Source organism: Pseudomonas spartinae, from assembly GCF_965197125.1.
Lineage (GTDB): Bacteria > Pseudomonadota > Gammaproteobacteria > Pseudomonadales > Pseudomonadaceae > Aquipseudomonas > Aquipseudomonas composti_A.
Window position 1 is genome coordinate 112,308 of record NZ_CBDAMB010000013.1, and the last position, 11,984, is coordinate 124,291.

An 11,984-nucleotide genomic window follows, 5' to 3' on the forward strand; every position below is an offset into this window, starting at 1 on the left:
TGCAGTGTGCGAGGTGGGCGGTTGGGCGGGACGCGTCATGTGTGGCGTCTTGCCAGTCCTGTTTCGAGGTGTCCCATAAAAGAAAACCCCGGTCTCCTTGCGGAGCCGGGGTTTTCCTTGATTTGCCTTAGCCTGCGTTCGGTCGACAGGCCAGCAGCCCGTAGGCTGTGAGCCCGATCAACAGTAACAGGCTGAGCGTCATCACTCGCCTGCCACCTGACGCAGGCTTTGCGCCGGGGTGTCTTCCAGGTTGTTGAGCATGCGCTCGCTGTACCAGTCGAGGAAGTTGATCACGCCGAACTCGTAGGTCTTGGAGTACGGGCCAGGCTGGTAGGCGGTGGAGTTGATGCCGCGCTGGTTTTCCTCGCCGAGGCGACGATCCTGGTCGTTGGTGGCATCCCAGACTTCGCGCAGGCGGGCCACGTCGTAGTCGACGCCTTCGACTGCGTCCTTGTGTACCAGCCACTTGGTGATGACGATCGACTCCTGGGCGCTGATCGGCCACACGGTGAAGTTGATCATGTGGTCGCCCATGCAGTGGTTCCACGAGTGCGGCAGGTGCAGGATGCGCATCGAGCCCAGATCCGGGTCGGTGATGCGGCCCATCAGTTTCTTGCTGCCCGGTTTGCCGTCCATGGTCATGGACACGGTGCCCTTGAGCAGCGGCATGCGCACGATGCGGTTGCGCAGGCCGAAGCTGGCGTGGGCGTAGGGGATGTTGTCCTTGTCCCAGCGGGTGGTGCACTCGGCGACCTGATCCTTGAACGCCTGGCTGGCGCGCGGGTCGGTGACGTCGTCCCATTCCAGCAGGGTGTTGAGCAGCTCCGGGTGCGAACCGTTGCAGTGGTAGCACTCGCGGTTGTTCTCGAGGACCAGTTTCCAGTTGGCCTGCTCACGCATGGTGCTCTGCACCGCGACCTTGGTGTTCTCCATGTCGTACGGCTCCATGTAGTGAGCCAGGGTCGCGAGGAATTCGTCGATGGCCGGCGGGTTTTCCGCCAGGCTGATGAAGATGAAGCCGCCAGCGGTCTTGCACTGCACGGGCTTGAGGCTATAGTCCTTGAGGTCGAAGTCGGCGCCCATTTCGGTGCCGGCGAACAGCAGGCGGCCGTCCAGCTCGTAGGTCCACTGGTGGTACGGGCACACCAGTTTGGCGACCTTGCCCTTGTCGCTGACGCACAGGCGCGAGCCGCGGTGACGGCAGACGTTGTGGAAAGCATGGATCTGGCCTTCGGCGCCACGGATGACCAGGATCGGGTTGTCGCCGATCTGCACGGTGAGGAAGTTGCCCTTGGCCGGGATTTCGCAGGTCATGCCGGCGATCAGCCATTCCTTGTGGAAGATCTCCTGCATGTCGACCTGGAACAGGCGCTCGTCATTGTAGAAGGGCTGCGGCAGCGAGAAGGTGTGATCGCGCTCGTGCAGCATCTGGGCAGTGGCCTTGCGGACGGGTTCTAGTGGGTCGCCCAGGCTCAGGTTTTGGGTGCAGTCCATCGGTGGCTCCTCAATTGGTCGACGCCTCGCGTCGGCCGGTAAAAGTGGCTGTTACGGTAAATGCCGCAAGGTATTCGTCAATCGCTGCAGCCTGCGATGGGCATGCATGCTTGGTGAGGCGGAGTGTGGATCGGGGCAACGGTGAAACCTTATCCACGGGCGACATGGCCAGATGCGTTTCCGACGCGCCAGGCCCCGTGTAATGGGGCAGGTCGCGATAAGTATGTGGATGTCGCTGGTAGATAAATGACGGGTCGCGGCCTTTCGCACAATCCGCCGCATATGGGCCGACATCCGGCCGTGTGGAGAGCTGTTCATGACCACCACTACCCCTAACTCATTCCTCAACCCGGTTACTACTCAGACCTGGACCAACGGCCGCCACCTGGTGCGCTGCGTCAAGGTCATTCAGGAAACCTGGGATGTGCGCACTTTCTGCTTCATGGCCGATCAGCCCGTGCTGTTCTTCTTCAAGCCGGGGCAGTTCGTCACCCTGGAACTGGAGATCGACGGTCAGCCGATCATGCGCTCCTACACCATCTCCAGCTCGCCTTCGGTGCCCTACAGCTTCTCCATCACCATCAAGCGGGTGCCGGGTGGCAAGGTGTCGAACTGGCTGCACGACAACCTCAAGGAAGGCGACGAGGTGCCGGTGCATGGTCCGGTCGGGCTGTTCAACGCCATCGACTTCCCGACCGACAAGGTCTTGTACCTGTCCGGCGGGGTTGGCATCACGCCGGTGATGTCGATGGCGCGCTGGTTCTATGACACCAACGCCAATGTCGACATGGTCTTCGTGCACAGCGCGCGCTCGCCCAAGGACATCATCTACCAGCGCGAGCTGGAGCACATGGCGGCGCGCATCAGCAACTTCAGCGTGCACGTGATCTGCGAGAAGCACGGTCTGGGTGAAGCCTGGGCTGGCTATCGTGGCTATCTGAACAAGCCGATGCTGGAGCTGATCGCGCCGGACTTCCTCGAGCGCGAAATCTTCTGCTGCGGCCCGACGCCCTACATGAGTGCGATCAAGCGTCTGCTCGAGTCCTCTGGCTACGACATGAGCCGCTATCACGAGGAGGCCTTCGGCGCCACGCCGCCGGAGATTCGTGCCGAGGTCAAGGAACTGGCTGCCGAAGCTGCCGATGCGCCGGAAGTGCCGGTGGGCGATCTCAATCAGGTGGAGTTCATCAGCACCGGCAAGAGCATCCGTGTCGGTCCGGGCGAGACCGTCCATGCCGCCGCTGCCAAGCTCGGCCTGCATATTCCCAAGGCCTGCGGTATGGGTATCTGCGGTACCTGCAAGGTGATGAAGACTGCCGGCGAAGTTGACATGGAGCACAACGGCGGCATCACCGACGAGGACGTGGCCGAAGGCTACATCCTGTCGTGCTGCAGCGTGCCGAAAGGCGACGTGGCGATCGATTACTGATCGCCACGAAATCCTCCGGCCCGGATGCAATCCGGGGATGGCAGGACGCATCGATCCCGGAGCGTATCCGGGTACATAGACAGAAGCCCCACTCATGGGGCTTCTGTCGTTTTCAGGCGCTCATCACTTCGCGGATATCGGCAGCCAGCTGGCGCACGCGGGCCTCGTCGGTATCCCAACTGCACATGAAGCGCGCGCCGCCGGCGCCGATGAAGGTGTAGAAGCGCCAGCCGCGGGCGGTCAGGGCGGCGATGGCCGGCTCCGACAATTGCAGGAATACGCCGTTGGCCTCCACGGGGAACATCAGGCTGACGCCGGGTACATCCTCGACCAGGCTGGCCAGCAATTGCGCGCAGCGATTGGCGTGGTTGGCGTAGTTGAGCCAGACGTCGTTTTGCAGGATGCCGACCCAGGGCGCGGACAGGTAGCGCATCTTCGAAGCCAACTGGCCGGCCTGCTTGCAGCGGTAGTCGAAGTCTTCGGCCAGCGCCTTGTTGAAGAAGACGATGGCTTCGCCGACGGCCATGCCGTTCTTGGTGCCGCCGAAGCACAGCACATCGACGCCGGCCTTCCAGGTCAGCTCGGCCGGACTGCAGCCGAGGAAGGCGCAGGCGTTGGAAAAGCGCGCGCCGTCCATGTGCAGGTGCAGGCCCAGTTCCTCGCAGACCTGGCTGATGGCGCGAACTTCTTCCGGGCGGTAGACGGTGCCGACCTCGGTGGCCTGGGTGAGGGTGACCACACGTGGTTTCGGGTAGTGGATGTCCTGGCGTTTGAGCGCGATCTCGCGGATCGCCTGCGGGGTCAGCTTGCCATTCTCGGTGCTGGCCAGCAGCAGCTTGGAGCCGTTGGAGAAGAATTCTGGCGCGCCGCATTCGTCGGTCTCGACGTGAGCGGTCTCCGAGCAAATCACGCTGTGGTAGCTCTGACACAGCGAGGCCAGGGCCAGGGAGTTGGCGGCGGTGCCGTTGAAGGCAAAGAACACCTCGCAGTCGGTCTCGAACAGCTGGCGGAAGTGATCGGCGGCGCGGGCCGTCCATTCGTCATCGCCGTAAGCGCGCTGGTGGCCCTGGTTGGCCTCGGCCATGGCGGCCCAGGCTTCGGGACAGATGCCGGAGTAGTTGTCGCTGGCGAATTGCTGGGCATTGTCGGGCATTGGCGCGTTCCTTCTGAAAAGCCTGCCGGCGGGGCCGCCGGCTAAAAGTGTCACCTTAGCTGCTGAGCCGGCGGGCGGGCCTCCGTAACGGCGACGAGTTGTTGTGTCGATGCGTACTGCCGGGTCGAATCGTGGCTAACCGTTCGGCTTGGAGAGGGAACTTGAGGTGTTCGTGGGGGTTCACACCTACCAGAAGGCGGCATTCGATCCGTCTTCCGCAATCAAGAGAAGGAGTTTCCTATGACTTATCGTCACCTGCTCGCCCTTGCCCTGCCGCTGGCCGTGGCGCTGCCCGTTGCCGCTGCCGAGTGGTCGGATAATGCCAAGACCGAGTTCGTTCAGCAGTGCATCGCTGGCGCACCGGCAGGCTACGAGGAGCCACAGCTGCGAGCTTACTGCGACTGCGCCGCGACCAAGGTCAGCCAGGAGTTCAGCGAAGCCGAATTGCAGGAAATGAGCCGCCAGTCTCCGCCTGACCCTGCGATGCAGCAGCGCCTGGTGAATGCGTCCAGCAGTTGCTCTGGCAAGCTCAAGCCGTAAGGAGCGGTTGAGCAAATCGCATGCGCTGGCGCCGGAGCCCCGCGGGCTCTGGCCTGGCGCCATGTTTCCACAGGCCGTGCACAGCCAAGCCCACAGTATTTGTGCACAAGCCTGCTCTATCTCTTTGATGTTGTTCGATTTTTAGTCGCCCGCCGGCAAGCCGCGGCCGCTCTGGCTGTGAGCTATGGTCGAACAGCCTATGCACAGTTTCATCCACATCTTCTGTGCATATCCCCAACCGACTCTCGCCGTTCGTTCATGTCGCAGCTGGATAAGTCAGGGCGCCTGCGCGGTTGGATGGATATCGAGCGCCGGCCTGGCATCCAGTGCTGGCGAGGTCGGCAGCCATCTGCTGACAGCTTTTCCACAGGCTAGTCCACGGCTTCTGTGTATGACCTGAGTTGCTAACTGCTTGATATCGATCAGGAAATGATCGTTGCGCGGAAGCCCTTGCAGGAGCTGCGGTTGCGCCGTGTATGCACGGTTTATCCACAGCTTGATCCCCGTGATTTGTGTGCAAACCGACGGCTTTGTCGCGACCCGCCTGAATGCGACAAGGCTATGTCGCAAACGAATGCCCTCACGGCGTTGGCAGGCATCTGAACGGGCAGGGCCGGCCCTACCATCGCTGCACAGGGCCTAGCCGGCCCGTCAGTCCAAGACCGCCGCCAAACAGGCGCTGCAGGAGAGTCGAGATGTTCAGCAAACAAGATCAGATTCAAGGTTACGACGACGAGTTGCTCGCGGCGATCGACCAGGAAGAACGCCGTCAGGAAGAGCACATCGAGCTGATCGCTTCGGAGAACTACTGCAGCCAGCGCGTGATGGAAGCGCAGGGCAGCGGCCTGACCAACAAGTACGCCGAAGGCTACCCGGGCAAGCGTTATTACGGTGGCTGCGAGTACGTCGACAAGGTCGAGCAGCTGGCCATCGATCGTGCCAAGGCCCTGTTCGGCGCCGATTACGCCAACGTCCAACCGCACTCCGGTTCCTCGGCCAACAGCGCCGTCTACCTGGCCCTGCTCAACGCCGGTGACACCATCCTCGGCATGAGTCTGGCCCATGGCGGTCACCTGACCCACGGCGCCAAGGTGTCGTCCTCGGGCAAGCTGTACAACGCCGTGCAGTACGGCCTGGACACCGCCACTGGTCTGATCGATTACGACGAGGTCGAGCGCCTGGCTGTCGAGCACAAGCCGAAGATCATCGTTGCCGGTTTCTCCGCCTACTCCAAGACCCTGGATTTCCCGCGCTTCCGCGCCATCGCCGACAAGGTTGGTGCCTACCTGTTCGTCGACATGGCCCACGTGGCAGGTCTGGTCGCTGCCGGTCTGTACCCGAACCCGATTCCGTTCGCCGACGTGGTCACCACCACTACTCACAAGACCCTGCGTGGTCCGCGTGGCGGCCTGATCCTGGCCAAGGCCAACGAAGAGATCGAGAAGAAGCTCAACTCCGCCGTATTCCCGGGCGCCCAGGGTGGCCCGCTGATGCACGTGATCGCCGCCAAGGCCGTGTGCTTCAAGGAAGCCATGGAGCCCGAGTTCAAGGCCTACCAGCAGCAGGTGATCGACAACGCCCAGGCCATGGCCGCAGTGTTCATCGAACGCGGCTTCGAAGTGGTCTCCGGTGGTACCGACAACCACCTGTTCCTGCTCAGCCTGATCAAGCAGGGTCTGACCGGTAAGGATGCTGACGCTGCCCTGGGTCGCGCCGGTATCACCGTGAACAAGAACGCCGTGCCGAACGACCCGCAGTCGCCGTTCGTCACCTCCGGTATCCGTATCGGTACCCCGGCCGTTACCACCCGTGGCTTCAAGGTCGCCCAGTGCCAGAGCCTGGCCGGCTGGATCTGCGACATCCTCGATCACCTCGGCGATGCCGATGTCGAGGCGCAGGTGGCCAAGCTGGTCGCCGGGCTGTGCGCGGATTACCCGGTCTATCGCTAAGCCAACCTTCTCTCTCGGCCCCTCTCGCGCAGTCGCGAGAGGGCAGTAGAACCCTGGAGCATGCCCATGCAACGTTATTCCGGCTTCGGCCTGTTCAAGCACTCGTTCAGCCATCATGAGAACTGGCAGCGCATGTGGCGTAATCCGACGCCCAAGCCGGTTTATGACGTGGTCATCGTCGGCGGTGGCGGTCACGGCCTGGCCACGGCTTACTACCTGGCCAAGGAATTCGGCGTGAAAAACGTCGCCGTGGTGGAGAAAGGCTGGCTTGGCGGTGGTAACACCGCGCGCAACACCACCATCGTGCGTTCCAACTACCTGTGGGACGAGTCCGCGCACCTGTACGAGCACGCGATGAAGCTGTGGGAAGGTCTGTCGCAAGACCTCAACTACAACGTCATGTTCTCCCAACGTGGCGTGTTCAACCTCGGCCACACCCTGCAGGACATGCGTGACATCGAGCGCCGCGTCAGCGCCAACCGTCTCAACGGTATCGACGGCGAGGTGGTGGATGCCAAGCAGGTGGCGGAGATGATCCCCTACCTGGATTGCTCGAAGAACACCCGTTACCCGATTCTCGGTGCCTCGCTGCAGCGCCGTGGCGGCGTTGCCCGTCACGATGCCGTGGCCTGGGGCTTCGCCCGTGCCGCTGACGCCCTGGGCGTCGACCTGATCCAGCAGACCGAAGTGATCGGCTTCCGCAAGGAAAACGGCGCGGTAATCGGTGTCGAGACCAGCAAGGGTTTCATCGGCGCCAAGCGCGTCGGCGTGGTCGCTGCCGGTAACTCCGGACACCTGGCCAAGCTGGCCGGCTTCCGCCTGCCGCTGGAATCGCACCCGCTGCAGGCGCTGGTTTCCGAGCCGATCAAACCGATCATCGACACCGTGATCATGTCCAACGCCGTACACGGCTATATCAGCCAGTCGGACAAGGGCGACCTGGTCATCGGCGCCGGTATCGACGGCTACAACGGCTACGGCCAACGTGGTTCCTACCCGACCATCGAACACACCCTGCAGGCCATCGTCGAGATGTTCCCGGTGCTCTCGCGCGTACGCATGAACCGCCAGTGGGGCGGCATCGTCGACACCACGCCTGACGCCTGCCCGATCATCGCCAAGACGCCGGTGAAGAACCTGTTCTTCAACTGCGGCTGGGGCACCGGTGGCTTCAAGGCCACGCCGGGCTCGGGCAACGTGTTCGCTGCCAGTCTGGCCAAGGGCGAGATGCATCCACTGGCCAAGGCCTTCTCCATCGAGCGCTTCCACAACGGTGCGCTGATCGACGAGCACGGCGCAGCCGGTGTGGCGCACTGATTATGGCGCCCTCTCTCGCTGAGAGAGGGACGATGGTTTTCTGGAGGTACCGAGCATGCTGCACATCTTCTGCCCTCACTGTGGCGAACTGCGTTCCGAAGAAGAATTCCACGCCGGCGGTCAGGCGCACATCGCCCGTCCGCTGGACCCGAACGCCTGCACCGACGCGGAGTGGGGCGAGTACCTGTTCTTCCGCGACAACCCGCGCGGTATCCACCACGAGCTGTGGATTCATGCGGCGGGCTGCCGTCAGTACTTCAACGTCACTCGCCACACGGTGAGCTACGAGATTCTCGAAACCTACAAGATTGGCGAGCGCCCCAGCGTCACTGAGGCCAGTGTCGCCGCGAAAAAGGCCGTCGACCAAGGAGTAACGGCATGAGCCAGGTCAATCGTCTTTCCCAGGGTGGCCGCATCGACCGCAGCCAGCCCCTGACCTTCAGCTTCAACGGCCAGACCTATCAGGGTTATGCCGGCGACACCCTGGCCGCTGCACTGCTGGCCAACGGCGTCGACGTGATCGGCCGCAGCTTCAAGTACTCGCGTCCGCGCGGCATCGTCGCCGCTGGCGCCGAAGAACCCAATGCCGTGCTGCAGATCGGTGCCACCGAGGCCGCGCAGATCCCCAACGTGCGTGCTACCCAGCAGGCGCTGTATCAGGGGCTGGCCGCTGCCAGCACCAACGGCTGGCCGAGCGTCAACACCGACGTGATGGGCATTCTTGGCAAGGTCGGCGGTGGCATGATGCCGCCCGGCTTCTACTACAAGACCTTCATGTACCCGCAGAACCTGTGGCTGACCTACGAGAAGTACATTCGTAAGGCTGCCGGTCTCGGTCGCTCGCCGAAGGAAAACGATCCGGACATCTACGACTATCTGAACCAGCACTGCGACGTGCTGGTGGTCGGTGCCGGCCCTACCGGTCTCGCCGCAGCCTTGGCTGCCGGTCGTAGCGGGGCGCGTGTGATTCTCGCCGACGAACAGGAAGAGTTCGGCGGCAGCCTGCTGTCCACCCGTGAGATGCTCGACGACAAGCCGGCCGCCGACTGGGCTGCCAAGGCCATCGCCGAGCTGAAGAGCATGCCGGAAGTGACCCTGCTGCCGCGTGCCACGGTCAACGGTTACCACGACCACAACTTCCTCACCATTCACCAGCGCCTCACCGACCACCTCGGCGAAGTGGCGCCCATGGGCCAGCCGCGTCAGCGTCTGCACCGTGTACGTGCCGGGCGCGTGGTACTGGCCACTGGCGCCCATGAGCGTCCGCTGGTTTATGCCAACAACGACGTACCCGGCAACATGCTGGCCGATGCCGTCTCCACCTACGTGCGCCGCTATAGCGTCGCACCTGGCCAGAAGCTGGTGCTGTCGACCAACAACGATTACGCCTACCGCGTGGTGCTCGACTGGCTCGACGCCGGTCGCCAGGTGGTGGCCGTGGCCGATGCCCGCAGCAACCCGCGCGGCAGCTGGGTCGAAGAAGCGCGCCGGCGTGGCGTGCGTATTCTCACCGGCAGTGCCGTGGTCGAAGCGCGCGGCAGCAAGCGCGTCACCGGTGCGCGCATCTGCGCCATCGATCTGGCCAAGCACAAGGTCACCAGCCCTGGCGAAGTGGTCGAGTGCGACCTGATCGCCAGCTCCGGCGGCTACAGCCCGGTGGTGCACCTGGCTTCGCACCTGGGCGGTCGTCCGGTCTGGCGCGAAGACATTCTGGCGTTCGTGCCGGGTGAAGGCTTCCAGAAGCGTTATTGCGCCGGTGCAGTCAACGGCGTGTTCGGTCTGGGCGACGCCCTGTCCGATGGTTTCGAAGCCGGTGCCAAGGCCGCTGCCGAAGTGGGCTTCAACGCCGTTACCGGTAGCGTGCCGAAGGCCGAGAAACGCATCGAAGAAGCCACCGTTGCACTGTTCCAGGTACCGCACGACAAGAGCACTGCGCGTGCGCCGAAGCAGTTCGTCGACCAGCAGAACGACGTCACCGCCGCCGGTATCGAGCTGGCCACCCGCGAGGGCTTCGAGTCGGTCGAGCACGTCAAGCGCTACACCGCGCTGGGCTTCGGTACCGATCAGGGCAAGCTGGGCAACATCAATGGTCTGGCCATCGCTGCCCGTTCCATCGGCATCAGCATCGCCGAGATGGGCACCACCATGTTCCGCCCGAACTACACCCCGGTGACCTTCGGCGCCATCGCCGGCCGTCACTGTGGCGAGCTGTTCGAGCCCAAGCGCTACACCGCCATGCAGAAATGGCACCTGGAAAACGGTGCCGAGTTCGAGGACGTCGGCCAGTGGAAGCGTCCCTGGTACTTCCCCAAGAACGGCGAAGACATGCACGCCGCCGTGGCCCGTGAGTGCCTGGCCGTGCGCAACGCGGTGGGTATCCTCGACGCCTCGACCCTGGGCAAGATCGACATCCAGGGCCCGGATGCACGCGAGTTCCTCAACCGCGTCTACACCAACGCCTGGACCAAGCTGGATGTGGGCAAGGCCCGCTACGGCCTGATGTGCAAGGAAGACGGTATGGTCTTCGACGACGGTGTGACGGCCTGCCTGGCTGACAATCACTTCGTCATGACCACCACCACCGGTGGCGCCGCACGGGTGATGGAATGGCTGGAAATCTACCACCAGACCGAATGGCCGGAACTGAAGGTGTACTTCACCTCGGTTACCGACCACTGGGCGACCATGACCCTGTCCGGCCCCAACAGCCGCAAGCTGCTGGCCGAAGTCACCGACATCGACCTGGACAAGGACGCCTTCCCCTTCATGACCTGGAAGGAAGGCAACGTGGGCGGCGTGCCGGCTCGTGTGTTCCGTATCTCCTTCACCGGTGAGCTGAGCTACGAAGTCAACGTCCAGGCCAACTATGCCCTGGGTGTTTGGGAGAAGATCATCGCCGCTGGCAAGAAGCATGGCCTGACGCCTTATGGCACCGAGACCATGCACGTGCTGCGCGCCGAGAAGGGCTTCATCATCGTCGGTCAGGACACCGATGGTTCGGTCACCCCGGACGACCTCGGCATGGGTTGGTGCGTTGGCCGTACCAAGCCGTTCTCCTGGATCGGCTGGCGTGGCATGAACCGCGAGGATTGCCTCAAGGAAAACCGCAAGCAGCTGGTCGGCCTCAAGCCCGTGGACCCGAACAAGGTGCTGCCGGAAGGTGCGCAACTGGTGTTCGATCCCAAGCAGTCGATTCCGATGACCATGGTTGGCCACGTCACCTCCAGCTACATGAGCTCGGCGATGGGCTACTCCTTCGCCATGGCCCTGGTGCGCGGTGGCCTCAAGCGCATCGGCGAGCGCGTCTTCGCGCCGCTGGTCGATGGCAGCGTGATCGAAGCCGAAATCGTCAGCCCCGTGTTCTATGACCCGAAAGGGGATCGCCAGAATGTCTAACGCCAATGTTTTTCAGCAACGCCCTGCCGACATCGAAGGGCAATCCTCCCTGCACCACGCCGGCCTGCACGAGCTGGTCGGCAAGGGGCGCAAGGGGGCCGGGGTCACGCTGCGTGAGAAGAAGCTGCTGGGTCATCTGACCCTGCGTGGTGACGCCGACGATGCGAATTTCGCTGGCGGCGTACACAAGGCCCTGGGCCTGGAACTGCCGGGCGCCCTGACCCTGGTGAGCAACGGCGACACCTCGCTGCAGTGGCTGGGCCCGGATGAATGGCTGCTGATCGTGCCTGGCGGCAGCGAGTTCGAGGTCGAGCGCAAACTGCGTGAGGCCCTGGACGGCCAGCACATCTCGGTGGTCAACGTCAGCGGCGGGCAGACCCTGCTGGAGCTGTCCGGGCCGAAGGTGCGCGAGTTGCTGATGAAGTCCAGCAGCTATGACGTGCATCCGAAAAACTTCCCGGTCGGCAAGGCGGTCGGCACGGTGTTCGCCAAGTCGCAACTGGTGATTCGTCGCACTGGCGAAGACACCTGGGAGCTGCTGATCCGTCGCAGTTTCTCCGACTACTTCTGGTTGTGGTTGCAGGACGCCAGCGCTGAGTACGGGCTGGCGATCGAGGCCTGATAGCGAACGGCTCCCTCTCCCCTCTGGGGAGAGGGTTGGGGAGAGGGGAAGGGCGGATCTCGTTGTACCGGCAGGGGGCGGGCG

9 protein-coding genes are annotated in these 11,984 nt (G+C 63.2%); 7 read left to right on the plus strand and 2 right to left on the minus strand.

The annotated features are described in order from the left end of the window. Positions 1-201: 201 nt before the first annotated feature. Positions 202-1,494: a glycine betaine monooxygenase oxygenase subunit gene (gene gbca / locus ACN8M7_RS22660; protein ID WP_490262234.1), complete on the minus strand. Its 1,293-nt coding sequence runs from the start codon at positions 1,492-1,494 to the stop codon at positions 202-204. A gap of 316 nt (positions 1,495-1,810) precedes the next feature. On the opposite strand from gbca, the gene gbcB reads away from it, so the two are divergent. Continuing rightward, positions 1,811-2,923 carry a glycine betaine monooxygenase reductase subunit gene (gene gbcB / locus ACN8M7_RS22665; protein WP_490262235.1) on the plus strand — a complete coding sequence of 371 codons (1,113 nt, stop codon included), beginning with the start codon at positions 1,811-1,813 and terminating at the stop codon, positions 2,921-2,923. Between the two features lie 112 nt (positions 2,924-3,035). On the opposite strand, the gene ACN8M7_RS22670 is transcribed toward gbcB, so the two are convergent. Then, a complete protein-coding gene (locus ACN8M7_RS22670) occupies positions 3,036-4,076 on the minus strand; it encodes a threonine aldolase family protein (RefSeq protein WP_061240237.1) in 1,041 nt (346 codons plus the stop codon). Between the two features lie 240 nt (positions 4,077-4,316). Between ACN8M7_RS22670 and ACN8M7_RS22675 the strand changes: the two genes are divergently transcribed. From ACN8M7_RS22675 to ACN8M7_RS22700, 6 genes are all read left to right on the plus strand, one after another. Beyond that, entirely contained in the window at positions 4,317-4,616 is a 300-nt protein-coding gene (locus tag ACN8M7_RS22675) for a hypothetical protein (RefSeq protein ID WP_061240238.1), read from the plus strand. A gap of 695 nt (positions 4,617-5,311) precedes the next feature. Continuing rightward, a complete protein-coding gene (glyA, locus tag ACN8M7_RS22680; protein WP_490262236.1) occupies positions 5,312-6,565 on the plus strand; it encodes a serine hydroxymethyltransferase in 1,254 nt (417 codons plus the stop codon). A gap of 66 nt (positions 6,566-6,631) precedes the next feature. After that, positions 6,632-7,882, plus strand: a complete 1,251-nt coding sequence (locus ACN8M7_RS22685; protein ID WP_061240240.1) for a sarcosine oxidase subunit beta family protein — start codon at positions 6,632-6,634, stop codon at positions 7,880-7,882. A 55-nt stretch (positions 7,883-7,937) separates the two neighbouring features. After that, positions 7,938-8,264 (plus strand): sarcosine oxidase subunit delta, encoded by a 327-nt coding sequence (locus ACN8M7_RS22690; protein ID WP_061240241.1) that lies wholly within the window; start codon positions 7,938-7,940, stop codon positions 8,262-8,264. Further along, positions 8,261-11,278: a sarcosine oxidase subunit alpha gene (locus tag ACN8M7_RS22695; RefSeq protein WP_490262237.1), complete on the plus strand. Its 3,018-nt coding sequence runs from the start codon at positions 8,261-8,263 to the stop codon at positions 11,276-11,278. The genes ACN8M7_RS22690 and ACN8M7_RS22695 overlap by 4 nt, the downstream gene beginning before the upstream one ends. Further along, entirely contained in the window at positions 11,271-11,900 is a 630-nt protein-coding gene (locus ACN8M7_RS22700) for a sarcosine oxidase subunit gamma (protein WP_061240243.1), read from the plus strand. The genes ACN8M7_RS22695 and ACN8M7_RS22700 overlap by 8 nt, the downstream gene beginning before the upstream one ends. Positions 11,901-11,984: the final 84 nt, after the last annotated feature.